Source organism: Mycobacterium syngnathidarum (genome assembly GCF_001942625.1).
Classification (GTDB): domain Bacteria; phylum Actinomycetota; class Actinomycetes; order Mycobacteriales; family Mycobacteriaceae; genus Mycobacterium; species Mycobacterium syngnathidarum.
In genome coordinates, this window is the sequence record NZ_MLCL01000024.1 from 90,361 (window position 1) to 109,886 (window position 19,526).

At 65.1% G+C, this 19,526-nt stretch carries 21 protein-coding genes; 10 read left to right on the forward strand and 11 right to left on the reverse strand.

Going from position 1 to position 19,526, the window contains the following annotated elements; translation table 11 throughout:
- Positions 1-3: 3 nt before the first annotated feature.
- A complete protein-coding gene (locus tag BKG60_RS06585; RefSeq protein ID WP_075909410.1) occupies positions 4-603 on the reverse strand; it encodes a TetR/AcrR family transcriptional regulator in 600 nt (199 codons plus the stop codon).
- 74 nt (positions 604-677) lie between these two features.
- Here BKG60_RS06585 and BKG60_RS06590 point away from each other — a divergent pair, with 74 nt between their 5' ends.
- On the forward strand, positions 678-2,300 hold the full coding sequence (locus BKG60_RS06590) for an FAD-binding protein (protein ID WP_278247912.1): 1,623 nt from the start codon (positions 678-680) through the stop codon (positions 2,298-2,300).
- A gap of 12 nt (positions 2,301-2,312) precedes the next feature.
- Here the strand turns inward: BKG60_RS06590 and BKG60_RS06595 are convergent, their stop codons facing one another.
- On the reverse strand, positions 2,313-2,945 hold the full coding sequence (locus tag BKG60_RS06595; RefSeq protein ID WP_075909412.1) for a TetR/AcrR family transcriptional regulator: 633 nt from the start codon (positions 2,943-2,945) through the stop codon (positions 2,313-2,315).
- A gap of 66 nt (positions 2,946-3,011) precedes the next feature.
- On the opposite strand from BKG60_RS06595, the gene BKG60_RS06600 reads away from it, so the two are divergent.
- Genes BKG60_RS06600 through BKG60_RS06610 form a run of 3 tightly spaced genes read left to right on the forward strand, consistent with a single transcriptional unit; the run spans position 3,012 to position 6,365 of the window.
- Entirely contained in the window at positions 3,012-4,109 is a 1,098-nt protein-coding gene (locus BKG60_RS06600) for a DUF1214 domain-containing protein (protein ID WP_242671585.1), read from the forward strand.
- The gene (locus BKG60_RS06605) at positions 4,106-5,347 is read left to right on the forward strand and encodes a sulfotransferase family protein (RefSeq protein ID WP_075909414.1); all 1,242 of its coding nucleotides are present in this window, start codon (positions 4,106-4,108) and stop codon (positions 5,345-5,347) included. Before BKG60_RS06600 ends, BKG60_RS06605 begins: the two co-directional genes overlap by 4 nt.
- 40 nt (positions 5,348-5,387) lie before the next feature.
- A complete protein-coding gene (locus BKG60_RS06610) occupies positions 5,388-6,365 on the forward strand; it encodes a glycoside hydrolase family 6 protein (RefSeq protein WP_075909415.1) in 978 nt (325 codons plus the stop codon).
- A gap of 10 nt (positions 6,366-6,375) precedes the next feature.
- On the opposite strand, the gene BKG60_RS06615 is transcribed toward BKG60_RS06610, so the two are convergent.
- Positions 6,376-7,002, reverse strand: a complete 627-nt coding sequence (locus BKG60_RS06615; RefSeq protein ID WP_070188586.1) for a hypothetical protein — start codon at positions 7,000-7,002, stop codon at positions 6,376-6,378.
- A gap of 84 nt (positions 7,003-7,086) precedes the next feature.
- Complete coding sequence (locus BKG60_RS06620; protein ID WP_070944988.1) at positions 7,087-7,866, reverse strand: SDR family NAD(P)-dependent oxidoreductase; 780 nt, start codon at positions 7,864-7,866, stop codon at positions 7,087-7,089.
- A gap of 176 nt (positions 7,867-8,042) precedes the next feature.
- Here BKG60_RS06620 and BKG60_RS06625 point away from each other — a divergent pair, with 176 nt between their 5' ends.
- A complete protein-coding gene (locus BKG60_RS06625; RefSeq protein WP_070944987.1) occupies positions 8,043-9,953 on the forward strand; it encodes a DNA/RNA non-specific endonuclease in 1,911 nt (636 codons plus the stop codon).
- Between the two features lie 12 nt (positions 9,954-9,965).
- Here the strand turns inward: BKG60_RS06625 and thiD are convergent, their stop codons facing one another.
- From thiD to BKG60_RS06640, 3 genes are all read right to left on the reverse strand, one after another.
- A complete protein-coding gene (thiD, locus tag BKG60_RS06630; RefSeq protein ID WP_070944986.1) occupies positions 9,966-10,763 on the reverse strand; it encodes a bifunctional hydroxymethylpyrimidine kinase/phosphomethylpyrimidine kinase in 798 nt (265 codons plus the stop codon).
- Between the two features lie 233 nt (positions 10,764-10,996).
- A complete protein-coding gene (locus tag BKG60_RS06635; protein ID WP_083339261.1) occupies positions 10,997-11,959 on the reverse strand; it encodes a universal stress protein in 963 nt (320 codons plus the stop codon).
- Between the two features lie 24 nt (positions 11,960-11,983).
- Positions 11,984-12,583 (reverse strand): TetR/AcrR family transcriptional regulator, encoded by a 600-nt coding sequence (locus BKG60_RS06640; RefSeq protein WP_070944984.1) that lies wholly within the window; start codon positions 12,581-12,583, stop codon positions 11,984-11,986.
- Between the two features lie 69 nt (positions 12,584-12,652).
- On the opposite strand from BKG60_RS06640, the gene BKG60_RS06645 reads away from it, so the two are divergent.
- Positions 12,653-13,816 (forward strand): aromatic ring-hydroxylating oxygenase subunit alpha, encoded by a 1,164-nt coding sequence (locus BKG60_RS06645; protein ID WP_070944983.1) that lies wholly within the window; start codon positions 12,653-12,655, stop codon positions 13,814-13,816.
- A 5-nt stretch (positions 13,817-13,821) separates the two neighbouring features.
- On the opposite strand, the gene BKG60_RS06650 is transcribed toward BKG60_RS06645, so the two are convergent.
- Positions 13,822-14,373: a VOC family protein gene (locus BKG60_RS06650; protein ID WP_070944982.1), complete on the reverse strand. Its 552-nt coding sequence runs from the start codon at positions 14,371-14,373 to the stop codon at positions 13,822-13,824.
- A gap of 304 nt (positions 14,374-14,677) precedes the next feature.
- Between BKG60_RS06650 and BKG60_RS31395 the strand changes: the two genes are divergently transcribed.
- Both BKG60_RS31395 and BKG60_RS06655 read left to right on the forward strand, forming a co-directional pair.
- Positions 14,678-14,845 (forward strand): hypothetical protein, encoded by a 168-nt coding sequence (locus tag BKG60_RS31395; protein WP_120764836.1) that lies wholly within the window; start codon positions 14,678-14,680, stop codon positions 14,843-14,845.
- Between the two features lie 89 nt (positions 14,846-14,934).
- Complete coding sequence (locus tag BKG60_RS06655; protein ID WP_070944981.1) at positions 14,935-16,029, forward strand: tartrate dehydrogenase; 1,095 nt, start codon at positions 14,935-14,937, stop codon at positions 16,027-16,029.
- A 12-nt stretch (positions 16,030-16,041) separates the two neighbouring features.
- Here BKG60_RS06655 and BKG60_RS06660 read toward each other — a convergent pair whose 3' ends face one another.
- Positions 16,042-16,710, reverse strand: a complete 669-nt coding sequence (locus tag BKG60_RS06660) for an SDR family oxidoreductase (RefSeq protein ID WP_070188595.1) — start codon at positions 16,708-16,710, stop codon at positions 16,042-16,044.
- A 152-nt stretch (positions 16,711-16,862) separates the two neighbouring features.
- Here BKG60_RS06660 and BKG60_RS06665 point away from each other — a divergent pair, with 152 nt between their 5' ends.
- On the forward strand, positions 16,863-17,129 hold the full coding sequence (locus BKG60_RS06665) for a YdeI/OmpD-associated family protein (RefSeq protein ID WP_070944980.1): 267 nt from the start codon (positions 16,863-16,865) through the stop codon (positions 17,127-17,129).
- Positions 17,130-17,140: 11 nt separating this feature from the next.
- On the opposite strand, the gene BKG60_RS06670 is transcribed toward BKG60_RS06665, so the two are convergent.
- Both BKG60_RS06670 and BKG60_RS06675 read right to left on the reverse strand, forming a co-directional pair.
- Positions 17,141-18,352: an acyl-CoA dehydrogenase family protein gene (locus tag BKG60_RS06670; protein WP_070944979.1), complete on the reverse strand. Its 1,212-nt coding sequence runs from the start codon at positions 18,350-18,352 to the stop codon at positions 17,141-17,143.
- 26 nt (positions 18,353-18,378) lie between these two features.
- Positions 18,379-18,984: a TetR/AcrR family transcriptional regulator gene (locus BKG60_RS06675; RefSeq protein ID WP_070944978.1), complete on the reverse strand. Its 606-nt coding sequence runs from the start codon at positions 18,982-18,984 to the stop codon at positions 18,379-18,381.
- Between the two features lie 107 nt (positions 18,985-19,091).
- Here BKG60_RS06675 and BKG60_RS06680 point away from each other — a divergent pair, with 107 nt between their 5' ends.
- Positions 19,092-19,463 (forward strand): DUF2834 domain-containing protein, encoded by a 372-nt coding sequence (locus BKG60_RS06680; protein WP_200806173.1) that lies wholly within the window; start codon positions 19,092-19,094, stop codon positions 19,461-19,463.
- The last annotated feature ends 63 nt before the right edge of the window (positions 19,464-19,526 follow it).

Here is a 19,526-nt window from a genome sequence, read left to right on the forward strand (position 1 = left end):
GGATCAACTCGACGGCGCGAGCCCGTTCTCGATGAGGTGCATGACCTCGTCGGCGACTTTGTCGTGCGTCTTCTCGGAATTGATGACGTTGTGCAGCACCGCGGTCATCATGATGGCGCCGAAGATGGTGATCGCGGCGCTGTCCGGGTCGGCGACGTTGCGCAGTGAGCCGTCGGCGCCTCCGGAGCGGAGCACTCGGGCGATGGGTTCGTAGAACACCTCTTGAACGGCCGATGCGAGCTCGGGGAGTCGGATCGCACGCCCCAGATCCCCGACGAGTGCCTGGGCGGTGCCCGGGCGGTTCATGGTGTGGGCGACCTGCACTTGGATTACTGCGGCCAATCTTTGCCTGCCCGGCCCGGGGGCATCGGCGGCCGCGGCAACGTCGCTGGCCAGCGCGTCGAGGGCGTCCCGGAATAGGAAGGCAAGGATGTCGTCCTTGCCCTTGAAGTAGTAGTAGAGCGTCGCTTTCGGAACGCCTGATGCCGTAGCGATGTCCTCGATCTTGGTCTTGGCCAGCCCGCGAGCGGCAATCAGGTCAGTCGCGGAGTACAGCTTCTCGGCCACCGCAGGGGGCACTTTTCGCCCGGTCTGTTGAGCCACCAGCGCAGTCTACGAGTGTCCTTGCGCAGAGTTTGTACTTTGAGTACAAACTAGGAGTTCAAGTTCGATGGTCAATCGTTTCAGGGAGAGCCATGACAGGCGCGCGCACAGTGGACGTTCTCGTCGTCGGATACGGAGCTGCGGGCGTCTGCGCTGCGCTGGAAGCGCGGGCCAGAGGCGCCGATGTGCTGGCCATCGACCGATTCAATGGTGGCGGTGCAACTCAGGTGTCGGGCGGAATCATCTATGCCGGAGGCGGGACCTGGGTGCAGCGCCAGGCCGGCGTCGATGACAGCGCCGACGCGATGTACGCCTACCTGCAGGCCGAGATCGGGGATGCCGTCCGCCCGGAAACGCTGCGCCGTTTCGTCGACACCAGCCCGGCGATGATCGACTGGCTCACCGAACACGGCGTGCCGTTCGAGGCGTCAGTGTGCCCGTACAAGACGTCCTACCCGAACAACAAGTACTACCTGTACTACTCGGGCAGTGAGAACTCCGGACGCTTCCGCGCGATCACGCCGCCGGCCCAGCGCGGTCACCGGGCCAAAGGGCCGGGAGCCTCGGGCAAGAAGATCTATCAACCGCTGGCCGAGTCGGCGGCTGCCCGCGGGGTACGCACGCAGTTCCACACCCGTGCCGTCGCACTGCTGACCAACTCCGAGGGCCGGGTGGTCGGCGTGCGGGCCAGCACACTGGCCGATGCGCCGGCGTGGGTCCAGCATCGCTACCGCGCATACGCCGAGCTCGCGATCAAACCGGGCATCTACTACCCGCCATTGCGGGCCGCGATGGAAAAGCTGCTGAACCGGCTGGAACGGCGCTACGCCCGCACCGTCGACATTCACGCGCGCAAGGCAGTCATTCTCAGCGCGGGTGGGTATATCGCGAATCGGGATTGGATCGCCGAGCACGCGCCCGACTACCGCGACGGACTGCAGCTCGGCACCACCGGGGACGACGGCAGCGGGATCACGCTGGCCGCCGACGTCGGTGCGGCCGTCGACCGCCTCGACAACGTCTCGGCCTGGCGGTTCATCACCCCGCCCAGCGCGTTCCTGGGTGCGCTCGTGGTCGATCAACGAGGGCAACGATTCATCGACGAGACCCGCTACGGCGCGGCCGTCGGACACGCCATGATCCAAGACCACGGCGGCCGTGGCTGGATCCTGGCCGACGACGGTCTGCTCAGGCAGGCGCGCGCCCAACTTCCCGAGCAGGCCATCTGGTTTCAGCGCCTGCAGATGGAAGCGATGTTGCGCACCGACCGGGTGGTCGGAGACACCTTGGAGGACGTGGCGGCCAAAGCCGGCGTCGATCCGGCCGGTTTGCGCGCCACCGTCGAGGCCCACAACGCGGCGGCCACGGCGGGATTGCCCGATCCGATGGGAAAGCCAGCCGAGTACGTGAAACCTGTTGAACAGGGGCCATTCTCACTGATCGCGATATCCATCAAGCGCAGCCTGATCAACCCTTGCCCCATGTTCACCCTCGGGGGCCTGGTCGTCGATGAAGTCACCGGAGCGGTGAAAATGCCTGGGGGACAGTCGATCCCAGGACTTTATGCGGCGGGGCGCACGGCAATCGGATTGTGCGTCAATTCGTACGTCAGTGGGCTGTCCATCGCGGACTGCGTGTTCTCGGGGCGGCGGGCCGCAGAACACGCCGTCGAACAGGAAGCCGTGCCGTCAGCGTAGGGCTCTGACCTGCTAGTTGGGCGCCGATGGCGGGACCGCCTGAACGTCGTTGCCGAACAGGGGTGATGACAACAGCATGGTCGTCACGTGATCGACGAACATCTCTTGGTCTGACCCGAGGTTGCCCTCGGTCCACTCGATGAACAGCGAGATGATTGCGCCGAAGACTGTGGCGTATTGCATCTTCACCGGTGCCGACGCCGCGTCGGCCCGGCCGGCCGCAACCGCCGCACCACCCGTCAGTGCGCCGATGGTGTCGCGCACAAACTGTCGCAGCCCGAGGTCGGCTATGGGTTCTACCAACAAGATTCGGCAGATGCGGGGATCGTCGGTGACGAGTTGTGCCGCGGCTCGCACGCCGGCACGTGTTCGTGCGGGCAGGTCGGACGCCGCGTCACTTGCGGCACCGATGACGTCGCGGGCGTGCTCGAAGGTGCTGCGGTAGACCGCGCGGAGCAGATCGTCGGTGTCGGTGAAGCTTTCGTAGAAGAACTTCTGGCTGAGTTCGGCCTCCCGGCAGACCGCGCGCATGGTCATCGCGGACACCCCTTGAGTGCCGATCAGGTCAACGGCTGCCTGCAACAGACGGGCGCGGCGCTCCGCCGATCGTGCGTCGGCGCCTTGGCCGCGGTACGCCCTTGACATGCCGCGAGCTTAACGGGCACGATCCAATTCCGGAAGCACATGCTTCCGGAATTGGGGAGGCAAGCCGTGGCGAGCAGTGCAGAAGAGCCCCGCGCCGAGGTCGACGCCTGGAACGCGTTCGTCGACGGATTACGCACGGCCGGTGAACAACTCGCCTCCGATACCGCGGGTCTGCCGGAGTCTGAACGCGCCGACGGCTACCGGGCCTTGCTGCGGGGCCTGTCCAACCAACTGGGGCGCTTTGAAGTCGACCGCGACAAACCGGAACTCGTCGCATTCAACGGCTGGCGTCAGAAGTTCCTGATGGACAATCCCGACTTCCGGTACTGGGTCGCCGATATTCGCCCCGACGGTCGCTACCGGATCCGCGGTAATCGCGGCGACGCGGCGTATGTGTCGATCACGGTCTACGGCACCGGCGAGAACGGGGCCCAGGCAACCGCCCGGATCGACAGTGACACCATGGCTTTCGGCGCCGATGGCGGCTACGAGCTGGCGGTCGGCGGCGATCGGCCGCCGACCGGGGACTGGCTCGATCTGCCGGAGCGAGCCACGGTGGTCTGGGTGCGCCACTTCCACGAGGGAGTGCAGACCGAGCGGCCCGGGTGGTGTGGCATCGAACCGGTCGAGGTGCCTCCGATCCCCGCACCGATCGAGTCGGTGAGGTTCGGCAAGCAGCTGTCCAAGGTATCGGCCGTGATAACTCACCTGCCCCGCATCTGGAATGCCGCCGCCTCCGCGGACCACCAGACACCGAACCAGCTGCGCCACTGGAGCGAGATGACCGGTGGCGCGGTGTTCACCGAACCGGCGATCCAATATGTGCGCGGCGGCTGGCAGTTGGAACCCGACGAAGCACTGCTCATCGAAGGCGATCTGGTGCCGTGCCGGTACTGGAACATCTTGGCGTACAGCAGATTTCTCAACTCGCTGGACTACCGCCATCGGCAGGTCTCCTACACCGGTGCCACCGCCCACCTCGACGGCGGGCGCTACCGGTTCGTGGTCTCGGCCACCGACCCCGGCCCGGCCGCCGGCGATTGGATCGACAGTGAGGGACGCGCATTCGGCATCGTCGTCATGCGGTTCTTGCAACCCGAGCAGCAACCGGCGCTGCCGTCCACGCGCGTCGTCCGCATCGCCGACCTGGCGGAGCGCTCATGACCGGTTGGTCCGCGCCGGCCCGTACACCCGAGGCACTCGCGGCGTATGCGGCGGCCGAGCAGGACCGGGCCGCACGTCCTGACCGCTACCGGCTCGGGACGGACGCGGTGGACATCGTCATCGATCGCGGGACTCGCCGTACGGGTGCCGGTGTGCTCGGTGACCCCGACCAATGGCGTCCCGGTCTGCAGCAGTACCTCGCATCGGCCGAGGAGGACGGCCGCCTCAACGCACTCGGCGCGTTCACCGCCCAGCGGACAGCGGCCAGCCGGCTGGCCGCCCGGGTGTCGATCGCGCGATATCTCCACGAGCACCCCGCGGCCGAGCACCGGCCGCTGCGACCTCCGATCATCATCACCGGGGGCTGGCGCACTGGTACCACCTTCTTGTTCCGGTTGCTCGACCGTGATCCCCGGCTGCGGGCACCGCTGCCCGCCGAGTTGGGTGCGCCCTGGCGGCTGTCCGGCGATCTCGACGCTGACGAGCGCTCGCGGCGCCTCGCGGAGGCCGCCGCCGGCCCATACCTGCTGCATGTGCTCAACCCGGCGATGGCGATCGTGCACGACTCCGGGCCAGACCTGCCCGAGGAATGCGTGCTCGGCATGGGCACCACCCTGCGCAATTGGGGTTTCGCCGCCACCACGCGCCTGGACAGCTACGCGAACTGGCTGGCCGGCCAGGACTTCGCCGACGAGTACGCCCGGCACCGGCGGATGTTGCAGATCCTCGATGCCGGCGACAGCCGTCGCTGGGTCCTCAAGGCCCCGGCGCACACCGCCGAACTCCGCCACGTGGCCGCGACGTATCCGGGCGCCTGCGTCGTGCAGTTGCACCGCGACATCGTCGAGACGGTCACCTCGGGGGCGAGCCTGTTCGCCACGTACCGATCCACCTACAGCGACCACGTGGACGGCGCGGACGTGGGCCGGTTCCAAACCGAGCAGACCGAACTGTGGCTGCGCCGCGCCGTCGCCGCCCGTGCCTCGGAATCCACCGTCACCTGGCTCGACATTCAGTACACCGACCTGGTTGCCGACCCCGAGACGACGGTACGTCGCATCTACGCCGCGGCCCAGATGGAGCCGCCGGACATCGCGGGGATGCTCGCCGAGCACCACCGCACCCAGCCCCGCGACGGGAAAGGTAAACACCGGTACCGGCCCGAGGAATTCGGCATCGTCCCGGACGAGTTGCGCGAGCGGATGCGCTTCTACACCCAAACGCTCGTGGGGGAGTGACTGGCGCATTTCGCGTCGTCCCATTACTTTCCCTGAGGTGATGTCCTCAGCTGCTGGCGCAGTCGCGCGGTTGATCGTCCCCTTTCTGACAGTTGCCGCCGTGGTCGGCGCGGGTCTGGCTGCCGAGTCGGCGCCCATGGTGCGCCTGGCCAGTGACGGCAACCCGCTCGAGGGGCACTCGTTCTACGTCAACCCCTCCTCGAAGGCCATGCGCGCCGCGCAAGCCGACCCAAGCCCTGAGCTGCAGGCGATCGCCAACACCCCGACGGCCTACTGGATGGACAACGTCTCCAGCCCGGCCGTCGATGCGAAGTACATCGCTGCGGCGCAGGCCGCCGGCACCATGCCGATCCTGGCGCTGTACGGCATCCCGCACCGTGACTGCGGAAGCTACGCCGCGGGTGGATTCGGATCGGCCGCGGCCTACAAGGGTTGGATCGACGGTGTGGCGGCGGCCATCGGCGGTGGTCCGGCAGCGGTCATCCTCGAACCCGATGCGCTCGCCATGGCCGACTGTCTGTCGGGTGATCAGCGCGAGGAACGCTACAACCTGATGAGCTACGCGGTGGACACGCTGACCCGCAATCCCGGCACCGCGGTGTACGTCGACGCGGGTCACTCCCGGTGGGTGGCCGCCGACGAAATGGCCAACCGGCTGAACCGGGTCGGGGTGGCCAAGGCGCGCGGTTTCAGCCTCAACACCGCCAACTTCTTCACCACCGAAGAGGAAGTCGGATACGGCGACGCGATTTCGGGACAGACGGGTGGCAAGCCCTACGTCATCGACACGTCGCGTAACGGCGCCGGGCCGGCTGACGGCGAGATGTACTGGTGCAACCCGAGCGGTCGGGCCCTCGGCGCGGCGCCGACCACGGCAACCGGGAACGGCAACGTCGACGCCTTCCTCTGGGTCAAGCGGCCGGGCGAGTCGGACGGCGCCTGTGGCACGGGCGAAGCGTCGGCGGGAACCTTCGTCAACCAGTACGCCATCGACCTGGTCCGCAAGGCACACGGCTAGTTGCCGAGGCCTACTGGGGCGGTGGCGCCGCCTGGCACTCGGCGAGCATCGGTGTGGAGAACTTGACCGACCCGACACCGCCGAGCGTCATCCCGTTGTCGGCGAGCGTCATCGTGGTCGTGTAGCGGCAGGTCTGATTCACCGTCAGGCCCGTGAGGAACTCGACGTCATAGGTGTACAGAAACGACCGCACGAGCTGACTCGGATTCCAAGGCACATCGAGGGCGAACCCCAACGACGACGCGGACAGGGCATTGAGCAACCGTGGGCCGGCTTCACCGATGCCCGGTGTGAGGTAGAACGGCGTGCCGTCGAGCTTGTTGCCGGAGACGCTGACGCTTCTGATCCGGTAGCCGGTGGTACCGCCGGGGATGAGGGGCCCGCGTCTGATGTTGGTGCTGAACAGGATTGAGTAGTTCGTGCCGCCGACGATCGCGGTCGTGCTGAAACTCGTCGAGGTGAATTCCTGCGGCAGTTGGGCCGCGCAATTGCCGAGCTTGCCTGCCGGATCACCGCATTCCTGCGGTGCTGCCAAGGCAACAGGTGCCACTACGGCCGCGCCGACGACGGGAACCGTCAAGGCGGCACCGCGGATGAACGTGCGGCGGGAGAACGAGCTCCCGAAATGTTTCGTCATTGGTATTCCTCCTTATTGGCTCGTGCTTTTGATCGGCAAACTCGAACCTACAAGGGTGACCTGCGGTTAGGCGGGGATTGGCAATTACCGGAAGGAGCCGGCCCCGCCGTCCACGAGCAGCGTCTGCCCGGTGAGGTAGGTGGAGTCGTCGCCGATCAGGAACGCGACAACAGCACCGATGTCGGTGGTGGGATCCCCGATTCGCTTGAGTGAGGTGCTTCGGACCACCGCGTCGTACTGTTTGGGTGCCATGTCGCGCAACACTTTCAGGCCGTCGGTTTCGGCGAGCGGGCAGACCACGTTGACGCGGATCCGGTCGACGCCCCATTCCAGTGCGGCCACCTTGGACATGCCGCGAATGGCTTCCTTGGCGCCGGCATACGCCCCGAAAGAGTGCGTACCAACCGTGCCCGCGGCCGAACCGAGGTTGACGATCGATCCGCCGCCGCCTTTCACCATGACCGGGTGAATTGCCTGCATCAGCCGGAACGTCGCCCGCGGGCCCGTGTCGTGGACCTGCTCGTACTCCTCGGCCGGGATGTCGGCGAACGGGATCGGTCCGGCGCTGGCCACGGCGTTGTTGACCAGTCCGTTCACCGTGCCGAATGCCTCGAGTGCGGCGCCGACGATGCGCTGGGCGCTGTCAGCTTCACGTAGGTCTGCCACCACAGACGCGACATCGAACCCGGCCTCGGCGAATTCCGCTGTGGTGTTTGCCAACACATCATCGAGGATGTCGGTCACCAGTACGCGGGCACCGCGGGAGAGCAGAGCGGTGGCGATGCCTTTGCCGACACCACGGGCCGCGCCGGTGACGATCACGGCGTGGCCGTCCAACGAGTGCGGATGGCTGTAAGCGGACATGGCATTGCCTTTCCGGAGTCGACCAGAGTTGGCACGCTAGCTCATGCGAGCGAGCGCTGTCAGAGACTGGCGCTCAGATAGCCGGCTCGAATCGAGTAGTCGTCTACGCGTGTGCCCGAACCGTGGCAGGAAAAGACTGGGTGTAGCGATATCCCCACCCACGCGAGGTAGCTGTCATGTCGATCTTCATGGAGCCTGACCACGGCCGGTTGGTTCGCCGCATCACCGCGATCACCGCAGGCGACCTGACGTCGACTCAGATCAGCAAGGTCGTCGACGGTGACCTCGATCTGCTCAAGAACCTTCCACAGTCCGGCAAGGACAAGGTCGCCGCCCTGGTCAAACCGCAGGTGCACGGTGAGTTGAGAAAGATCATCGGCCCGACGACCGATTTCGTGCCCATCTACTACGTCGAGATGGCCAGGGTATCGGCTCAGGCGGTGGCACGGGTCATCGATGGCAAGCGTCGGCCACTCGGTACCGGGGTCATGGTGTCGCCGCGGCTGTTCATGACCAACAATCACGTCATCGCGGATGCGCAGAACGCCGCGTCGACCTCGATCCAGTTCAATTACCAACTCGACATCGATGACGTGCCCGCAGCCGTCACGGAGTTTCGACTCGATCCGGCAACCTTCTTTTGGACCAGTGACGAAACCGAACTCGACGTATCGCTGATCGCCGTCGGATCCCGCACTGCGGGCGCGGGCAAGCTGGCCGAGTTCGGTTGGACCGCACTGTCATCGGCGAAGGACAAGCACGCCGAAGGTGACCACGTCACGATCATCGAACACCCCGACGCCGACTACAAGCAGATCGCATTGCGTGAGAACAGGGTCATCGGCCGCGGTAAGAAGGGCATCACCCTCTACTACGCCGCAGACACCCTGCATGGCTCCAGCGGCAGCCCGGTGTTCAACGACCAATTCAATCTGGTCGCGCTGCATCACGCCGGTGGCGGCCATAACGACACCGAGCTCGAAGACGGTAAGCCCGTGCCGGAGGACTGCAATGAGGGCATCAGGATCAGCGCCATCGTCGACGCGCTCCGCGCCCGCCACGACCAATTACCCTCCAGGTTGAGGGATCTGCTGGCCGAAGCGCTCAATCCGCCGGCTACCGCCACCCCGCCGGCAGGAACGGGCGCGATCAGTGGTGGTGCTGCGGGCACCGGCCAGCTTGGTGTCCTCGAACGGAATGATGCGCCCAACCCTGACTACGGCAACCGCTCCGGCTACCACCCGGACTTTATGTCCAAAGCCGTTGCAATTCCGTCTATCCCGACGAACTTGCTGGCGGTGTGTGCGCTCCCGAAGGGGCTCAAACGGTCGTCGGCCAACGTGGTGCTGCGCTACCACCACTTCAGCCTCGTCATCCGGGCGGATCGGCGAATGCCGCTGTTCACCATCGTCAACATCGATGGCCGCCGATTGCGGAAAATCAACCGAACGACGGGAGAGGTCGAGGCCGCCGAAACCTGGTACGCCGACTCGCGCCTGCGGTCCGAACAGCAGCTCGACCAGGACGTATTCGAACGGCAGAAGCCACGCTTGTTCGATCGCGGACATATGGTGCGCCGCCTCGATCCGGCGTGGGGCAGTCCCGTCGCCGCCAAACGGGCTGCCGACGACACGTTCCACTTCGCCAACTGCTGCCCGCAGATCTCGGCCTTCAATCAACACCTCTGGGCCAAGATCGAAAACTACGCCCTCGACAACGCCGACGCCGAGAAGCGCCAGATCACCGTCGTCACCGGGCCGGTATTCGGTGACCGTGACCCGCTGTACCGGGGAGTCCTTGTGCCACGGCAGTTCTGGAAGATCGTGGTCCGGGTCAGTGCCCAAGACGGCGATCTGCGCGCCACGGCATTCCTGGCCGATCAGAACGCGGCGCTCGATGCGGCCTTCGGAGCCGACACCGAATCCTTCACCGACATAGACAAAGTGGTGATGTTCCAGAAATCCGTTGCCGACATCGAACGGCTCACCGGGCTGTCGTTCGGTGGGTTGCGTGACCACGACACGATGACAGTGGGGCTGGAGGCGGTTTCGCCGCAGCTGGACTCCCTGGACGAGGCGGCCTGGTGAGGCGACCTGACCTCAGCGAGTCGCACCCTGCCACACGGTGTCGAACGGCGCGTTGCCGCTGATCCGCTGGACGATGCCGGCGGTGGTGAAGTCCTTGGCCAGGCGCACTGCCTCGGAGACGCCGGCGCCCTTGGCCAGCGCGGCCGTGATCGCTGCTGCCAGAGTGCATCCGGCTCCGGCGACGCGAGCGTGTCCGACCTTCGGTGCGCGCAGGATTTCGGCGTCGCTGCCGTCGAAGAGCACGTCGACAGCGTCGTCGCCGGGAAACTCGACCCCGCCCTTCACAAGGACGTGCGCGGGTCCCAGATCGGCAATGCGTCGGGCGGCCTCGATCAGGTCATCGATCGAGTTGATGGAATCCATCCCGGCGAGGGTGCGGGCCTCGAACAGGTTCGGGGTGACGACGGTGGCCAGTGGCAGGATCTGACGGCGCAGTGCGGTGTCGGTGTCGAGCGCGGCGCCCGGTTCCTGCCCTTTGCAGATGAGAACAGGGTCGACGACGATGTGCCGCCAGGGCTGGCCGGCGAGGGCCTCTGCGACGACGTCGATGGTCGCCGGGGTGCCGAGCATGCCGATTTTGACGACGTCGAGGTCATAGGCCGACGTCGCCGCTTCGATCTGATCGGCGATCACCCGGGGATCGACGGGTACGAACCGGTGGCCCCAGTTCGCGTTGGGGTCGAACGAAACGATGCACGTCACCGTGCCCATGCCGTAGGTGCCGAGCTCCTGGAAAGTGCGCAGGTCAGCTTGCAAACCGGCGCCGCCGGTGGCTTCGGATCCGGCGATGACATACGAGAGATCGACCACGTGGGTGAGCGTACGCCTGCGCCGGCGGATACTGGCATACGTTGCCGCGCTCGTTCAGAGGTGAGACGACCATGCCCCCGGCGTCGTGCATTCGCCCGGGTCAACGTGCTCTCGCGAACCCCGCACCGCGGCAACCCCGTCGGTCGTGCTCGACGGCGAAGCCTTCGATGACGTTGCCATGCAACGGCTTGCCCGCAACATCTGTGTCGAGGAACTGCAGTGGATCGGGGATATCACTTCTGCAGAGGGTGGTCGCGCGGGACCGGCGTAGGTTCGCCGCGGCCGGGCGCCAGGATCATGATGGGTACGGCGCAGTGTTCGGTAAGCTCGGTCGCCACACTGCCCAGAAGCCGTTTGGTCAGTCCGCGGCCCTGCCGGCCTATGACGATCGCATCGACATCGTAGCTTTCGGCGAAGTGGCCCAACGTGGCTGCCGGAGGGCCAGTGAGGATCTCGGTGTAGCACGGAATCCCTTGGCGGCGAAGAAGCGCCGCCGAGTTGGCGAGTTCCTCGGTCGCCTCGCCGAGCGCGCGATGGTGCGGGAATTCGCTGGCTTCGTAGTACACAACCCGTGCGAGCACGATCATCTCGGACTGGCGTCCGAACAGGCTCACTGCAGTGTCCAGCACACGTTGTGCTGCGGGCGAGCCGTCCAGCCCAACGAGCAACCGCACTCCAGATGGCTGCGCATCGCGTGGGGGCGGTGGCTCCTGTGATCCTGGATTGGCGAGCCGCGATCCGTGCTCGACACGCTCGGCCGCAATTGGGACGAACAGTGGACCCAATACAGCGGCAATTGCGATCCATGTCTTGTCGTGGCCACGACGGACAATCCAGATGCCTGCGATCAGACCCGTCAGGAGCCATGCGGTGAGGAAGCCGGCCAGTAGGAGAAGCGTCGTCACGCGTCCATTCTGGCAGCCCAAGTCGATCGCGACGATGGTTCTAGGGCTCCAACGGCGAGGGACTTTTGGCCCTTGCGATGGAACGATGGCAATGTCTAGATCACCTGATCGCGCCTTGAGCCGGAAATTGGTGATCGAGCCCGGCTGATGAGCCCCCGGGGTCGAATCGCGAATCTTCCAGTCGGTTCCTGCAGTTCGTCGGGTTGACGACCAGCCGAGGCTGGGCAAGGCCGGCGAGATCAGTGTGGTGGCTGAATCCGATGGATCGGTCTGGGTCGGTGGTGCCACCACCTGCTTCGAGGGTGGTGCGACGCTCTAAACGGCATGTGCGGCAACGGCCGGTGCGACCCAATCCCAGAGGTAGGTGCGCAAACCGGTGTCGTGTCGTGACGGCCCGCCCGGGTCGATGATGAATGACTGTAGGGTCCGCAGCATGAACTCGACGAGCTGAGTGAATACTTCATCATCGAATCCGGCTGCAGCCCAGTCGATGTCGAAACGTTTCAGGATCGACTTGCCGAATTCGATGGCGAGATCCGAGGTTACGCCGGCGGTAAACGCGCTGGCCTTGCCGGGGTGCAACACCAGGCTGAGGTAACGGTCGTGTGGGATCTGTTCGGTGGTGTAGGCGATGCCCTCCACGACGGCTTCGCCGGGATCGGTGATCGAGCCCAGTTCCGCTGCGAGCCGATCGAGGAAGCCGTCCACTGAGGAGACGGCCGTGGCAGCCATGAGGCTCTCGACAGTCGGGAAGTAGCGATAGACGGTCTGTCGCGTCACCCCGAGGGCCTGCGCCACCTCGGACACGCTCACCGTGCCGCGCGCGTCGATCGCCTGGCGGGCCGTGCCGATGATGCGGCTGACGGCTTCGTCGTCGTCGGCGGGAATGTCTCCCGACCAGCCGTGCCTGCGCATCCGTTGATCGTCGCACGAAAGACGCTGAGATCTTGACAATACAGTAAGTGACAATTGTATGGTCAAATTATGACTGTCAGCCCAGTTAGCAGCACTGATGAGGAACTGACCCGCCGTGCCCTGCGGCACGCCGTCGAGGGGACGACGGATATGGCCGAGGCGGTGCTGAAGGTGCCCTTGCACTACTACCGCGATCCGAAGATCACCGAGATCGAGGAATCCCAGATCCTGCGCCGGGTGCCGCTGGCGATCGTGCCGTCGACCCAGATCGCGGAGAAGAACGACTTCGTTGTCCGCTCGGTGCTCGGGGACTCGCTGCTGGTCACCCGCGACCGCACCGGCGCCAGCCATGTTCTCCTCAACTACTGCCGCCACCGCGGCGCGATGCCGGCCTGCGGGTCAGGCAATGCGTCCCGCTTTGTGTGCCCGTATCACGCGTGGACCTACCGCAACACCGGCGAGCTGTTCATGGTTCCGGGTAAGGCCGGTTTCGACACGATGGACCCGGCGGAGTACGGCCTGGTGGAACTGCCGTCGGAGGAGCGTTACGGGTTCGTCTGGGCGGTCCTGACCGCGGATGCGTCGATTGACCTCGACGGCCACCTCGGAGCGCTCGGTCCAGAACTGGCGCAATGGAATTACCAGGACTACGGCTACCACACCGATCGCGAATTCTCCTCAGAGGTGTCGTGGAAGGGTGCACTCGAGGCGTTCGCGGAGGGCTACCACTTCCCGTTCGTGCACGGCGAGAGCCTGATCGGGCAGAACACCCTGCCCAACACCGCAATCTACGACGAATTCGGCAGGCACCACCGCATCGGATTCCCGTTCAACTGGATCAAGAATCTTGCCGAAGATCCGAGTGCCGCATTCGACCCCTCGGCCAACATGGGCGTCATCTACTGGGTCTACCCGAACCTCATTCTCGCGAACAGCCCCGTCGGCGTAGAGATGATCGACATGCTGCCGGAGGGGGAGCCGACCCGCTGCACGGTCCGGCACAGCTGGATGGGTCGCATCCCGGCGACGAATGACGACATGCGGGCGGCTTATGACGCCGTCTACGAAGGCGTCCATGCCGCGGTGCGCGACGAGGATTTCGCCCTGCTCCCGCAATGCGGTGAAGGTGTCCGGCACGGTCAGCACGACCACATGATCATCGGCCGCAACGAAATTGCGGTTCAGCACATGATCAAGGTGTTCGCCCATGAGTTGGGCGTGGCTCTGGCTTAGGAGCCTCACTTCCCAGGCAGGGCGCGCATCGCTTGCAGGGTGATGCCGGGCACCGTGCGCGCCAGGTCCGGGCGCTGCTTGCCGAAGGTCCGCATTGCTCGGTAGAACGACCAGACCTGCCGTGGGCTGGGAACTTTCGGCACCCAGGCCAGCTCCCAATGGATGCCGTTGATCGGGTCGTCGAAGAACACCGCGTAATAGCCGGGCCAATACTGGGGGTAATCCCGCGGTTCGTCGGTGACCCGGAATCCCTGGGGAATCAGGAAGCCACGATGAAAGTGGTCGACTTCTTTGCGGTTTCGGGCCCACAGCGCGACGTGATTGATTCCCACGGACTGCTCGGAATGGGTGAGCTTGCCGCCGGTGCGCGCCGGTTGGATGCCAATGTAGCTGTGGGGGTTGAGGAATCGCGTCATGTAGTAGATCGACTGGTACTCCATGTTCAGTGAGGAGAAACTGCTGAACCCCAGCCAACCGAACATCGCGTCGTAGAACGCTATCGACGCGTCGTAGTCCAAGACCGCGAACTCGACATGACTGACTCCCCGCCACCGCATCGGGCCCCCTAGGTATCGACTACTACCGAATGTAGTACTCAGTGGGGGCGCTGGGAAGGGGTGAACGAGCGCCGGTTTCCACTGCAGGGTTGCTTCGCGCGAAGGGCCACGGCCGGTACGGAGAAATCGGCACACCAAGGCCATTGCTGCCAACCGCCGCTCAATTTCTGCCATCGGAATTAACCGCGCTGACCTGCGTGTTGTGCAGGTCAGACCGGGTAGGAATTCCCCGAACCGGAGGACAGACGTCCGAACCGCGACACTCACGCCACGGCTCGAACGCCCCAGACAGAAGGGCTTCGACATGAAGAAGTTTGGTTTTGCGAGCATGATCGCCACTGGTTTCGCCGCCGCAATCGTCGGCCTGGCCGCCCCGGCGCAAGCCGACGTCTCCCATCACCAGTGGGTGCACGACATCCAGCAGCACGCCAGCACCGGCGCCGTCACCCCGGTCTTCGGCAACGGCCGCTGACGCACGACGCACGACGCAAGCGAGGGACGTCTACCTGGGCGCCCCTCGCTTGTCCGTCGGCGTCGAGTCCCTGGAAGTAGTGTGGCGAAATGACCACCACCCACCGGTTCGCAGTGATTCCGGGCGACGGTATCGGCAAGGAAGTAATGCCCGAGGGGCTCAAGGTGCTGGAGACGGCGGCCGCCGCCTTCGATTTCGCCATCGACTATGAGCAATTCGACTACGCATGCGCGGAGTACTACACCGACACCGGCGCCATGCTGCCCGACGGCTGGTTCGACGAACTCAGCCGCTTCGATGCGGTGTTCTTCGGCGCCGTCGGCTGGCCCGACGTTGTGCCCGACCACATTTCGTTGTGGGGCAGCCTGCTGCAGTTCCGTCGGCATTTCGACCAGTACGTCAATCTACGTCCGGTCAAGCTGATGCCCGGGGTGAAAAGTCCGCTTGCCGGCCGCGGACCCGGCGACGTCGACTTCGTCGTGGTCCGGGAGAACACCGAAGGTGAGTACTCGAGTATCGGCGGCAAGATGTTCGAGGGCACCGATCGCGAGACCGTGGTGCAAGAGACGGTGATGACCCGCGTCGGCGTCGACCGGATCCTCAAGTACGCGTTCGAGCTCGCCCGACGTCGGCCCGACAAGCATCTGACTTCCGCTACGAAGAGCAACGGCATTTCGATCACGATGCCGTACTGGGACGAACGCGTCGAGCGAATGAGCGAGCGATACCCCGACATCCAGGTGGACAAGTTCCACATCGACATCCTCGCGGCGAACTTCGTGCTGCATCCCGACTGGTTCGACGTCGTCGTCGCGAGCAACCTCTTCGGTGACATCCTGTCGGACCTGGGGCCTGCGTGCACCGGCACGATCGGCATCGCCCCCAGCGGAAACATCAACCCGGAACAACGTTTTCCGAGCCTGTTCGAGCCGGTGCACGGCTCCGCACCAGACATTGCCGGACGGGCAATCGCCAATCCCATCGGGCAGATATGGAGTGCGTCGTTGATGCTCGACCACCTGGGTGAGCGCGATGCCGCCGCGGCGATCGTCAAAGCCGTCGAGGACGTGCTGGCGCGTGGGGGTGACATCCTCACACCCGACATGGGTGGATCGGCGACGACGAGCGCGCTCGGCACTGCCGTTCGCGACCAGCTACAGGTGAATCTTTCTGGTTCGCAATAGGTTCGCTATGTGTCAGGCCGACATCTGGCAGAGAAAGTCAGGCCCGCCGACGTAGACGATGCCCGACGGGTACGGAGCCGACGCGGCACGCACGATCGTGGTCGCCAGCTCGCGGTCGGACATCACCTCGCCGGAAACCACGGTGAAATCGATTCCCCGCCGGTCGAATTCGGAGCGCATCGCATAGAGCGCGGTCTCACCGGCCCGCTTGCTCGCGGCGATCGTGGCATAGCCCTTCGGCACGGCCTTGTTGGGGAAGAAGTGTGCCTGGTGGCTGGTGACGAACACGATTTGACCGCCCACCGGCATCAGCGGCAGGGCCAGCTTGGCCAGGCGACGCTGCGCGTCGCGGTTCAGTCGCATCGCATAGCCCGGATCGGATCCGAGCTGAAGCCCGGTCGATGCGTTGAGCACCAGGACGTCCAAGCGGCCGAATTCGCGGCCCACCCGCTCGATCATCGCGGTGGCGGCGGCTTCGTCGGAGATGTCGGCGCCGAGCGTGGAGGCGCGACCGCCCGCGCGGCGGATTTCGTCGACGACCGTGTCGGCGCGTTTGGCGTTCTCGCGGTAGTTGACGACGACGTGGGTGTCCGGACCGGCGAGCTGCTGAGCGACGTCGGCGCCGATACCCCGCGATGCGCCGGTGACGAGAGCGATCCGGGTGGCTGCTGCAGGCTGCATGTCGGGTTCCTTCCGTCACTGCCGAGGCGGATGACCGCCCTGAGCACCCACCGTACCGCAACTCTAAGAAAAATAAGACCCTTTTAAGGTCACGGTAAGGGCAATGTCGCGTCGCAAGTGTGTTGCTGCGGTGCGCCGCCTAACCTGGCCTCATGACTGGTCAACGCGTGCCCGGTGGAGTGGTCCACAAGTTGCCGGCCGACCTGCGGGAAGCCTTGATCGGCAATGTGACGGCGTTGGAAGCCTGGAAAGACATCACGCCGCTCGCGCGCAACGAGTTCATCTGCTGGGTCGAGGACGCCAAGCAGCAGGTCACGCGCGAGCGACGGATCCGTCGGACGCAAGAAGAGTTGGAGGAGGGGCAGCGGCGTCCGTGCTGCTGGCCCGGATGCAAGCACCGCGAGCGCAACGGGAAGTAGCCGCTGAATGCCTACCGGATCGACAGGCCGGTGATGGCCCGGGAGATCACCAGGCGCTGGATCTCGCTGGTGCCTTCGAAGATCGTGAAGATCTTCGCGTCGCGGTGCATCCGCTCCACCGGGTAGTCGCGGGTGTAGCCGTTACCGCCGAGGATCTGAATGGCTTCATCGGTCACGTACACAGCGGTCTCGCTGGCCACCAGCTTTGCCATCGATCCCTCGGCATTGTCGAAGGGCTGGTTGTTGCGCGCCATCCAGCCGGCCCGCCACACCAGCAACCGTGCGGCGTCGATCCGGCTCTTCATGTCGGCGAGCTTGAACGCGACGGCCTGGAACTCGCCGATCTTGCGACCGAACTGCTCACGTTGGCAGGCATAGTCGAGGGCGTACTCGTAGGCCGCGCGGGCCACACCGACCGCCATGGCACCGACCGAGGGCCGGGTGCGCTCGAAGGTCTTCATCGCGGCCTGGCCGCCGGCCGAGGCCCCGGACTTCACTCGCGCGATGCGGGCCTCGAACTTCTCCCGCCCGCCCAGGATCAGATCCTCGGACAGCCGGACGTTGTCGAGCACCACCTCTGCGGTGTGTGATGCCCGGATCCCGTGCTTCTTGAACTTCTGTCCCTGGCTCATGCCGTGAGTGCCCGGCGGGATGATGAACGTGGCCTGTCCGCGGGAGCCCAGCTCGGGGTACACCGAGGCCACCACGATGTGGACGTTGGCGATACCGCCGTTGGTGGCCCAGGTCTTGGTGCCGTTGAGCACCCATTCGCGGGTCGCCTCGTCGAAGCGGGCGCGGGAACGGATGGCGCCGACGTCAGACCCGGCATCGGGCTCCGATGAGCAGAACGCCCCCAGCTGAGGGTCTCCCGGAGTGCCGAACATCGGCGGCAACCAGGTGCCGATCTGTTCGGGCGTCCCGTTGCCCGCCAAGGCTGCTGCGGCCAGGCCTGTACCCAGGATCGACAGCGCGATCCCCGCGTCTCCCCAGAACAGCTCCTCGAACACGGTCAGCATGCCGAGCCCGGTGGGCTCGGCGGTCTGCTGAGCGAACAACTCGGGGGAGTACAGCCCGACCTTGGCGGCCTCCTGGAGGACCGGCCACGGCGTTTCTTCTCGCTCGTCCCATTCGGCCGCTGCGGGACGCACCACGTCGGCAGAGAACTGGTGCACCCAGTCGCGGACCTCGATCACATCGTCGCTGAGTTGCATGGAGAACGTCACGGTTGGCTCCTGAAATAGATTGGGGATCAGTTGGTTTGAGAGCGGTGTTGATTGATCATGCTGACGGTCTGGGTGACCCAGGCCTCGAAGAAGCGTTCGTGGTCGACGTTGCCCGGCAAGCGTCCGGTCAGCGCCTGAAGGGTCGCGGCATAGGACAACCCGGAGATGGCGACCGCTGCGGTGGCCTCTGGATCCGGGATCTGGAAGCGGCCCGACCGATTGGACGCCGCCAACTCGTCGGCGAACCGCTGATAGGCGTTGTCGGTGATGATCTGCCAGGTCTTCTCATCGAGCTCGCCGAGCTCATCGGGCTCGCGCAACATGACCCGCAGCAGCTCCTCACTCTGGGTCAGGTTCGTCCAGATCAACTGCCCCGCGCTGCGCACCGCCTCTTCGACCGACTTGGGATTGCCGGCGTCGTACTGCTCGCGGGCGCTCACGATGGCGTCGATGCGGTGGGACACCGCGGCCTCCAACAGCTCGCGTTTGGAGCCGAAGTGTTTGTAGAGCGCACCCGAGCCGGGTGCCAGGCCGGCGGCCTGCTGGATATGGGCCACCGACGTCGCGGCGTACCCCTTGGCGGCGAACAGCTTCAGCGCTGTGGCCAAGAGCCGATCCCTTCCGGATGACATGGTGAGAGAGTACTCACTCACCAAATTGGGGTGCAAACGGGTCCCTAGTGCTGGCTGCATCGATAAGTTGGCCTGGACTGTGTCGGTCTTACGGGGGAGGCGTGACGATGGCAATGCTGACACGAAACGACAAGATTTTGTGCGGCACCTATGCCGTGATCGCACTGGTCGCGCTGGTGGCGACGTGGTGGAACAACATCGCGTTCTTCAGAACCGAAAGTGCGAGCCTGATCGACTTCATCCAGAGTGGCTACGCCAACTACGGGTCATCCTCGCTCACCAACGACCTATTGCTGTTCGGGCTGGCGGCCTTCGTGTTCATGGTCGTCGAGGCGCGCCGGATCGGCATCCCGAAGGTGTGGATCTACCTCGTGCTCAGTGCGGTCGTCGCGGTGAGTGTGGCATTTCCGCTGTTTCTGATTCGGCGGCAGCTGGTGCTGGCGGACCGGCGGGCGGTGGTTGAGATGCAACGTAAATGAGCAAAACCGTGTCGAACATTCGCGGCATTGATCCTCCGCTACTTGGGCACCTCGCCGCCAATG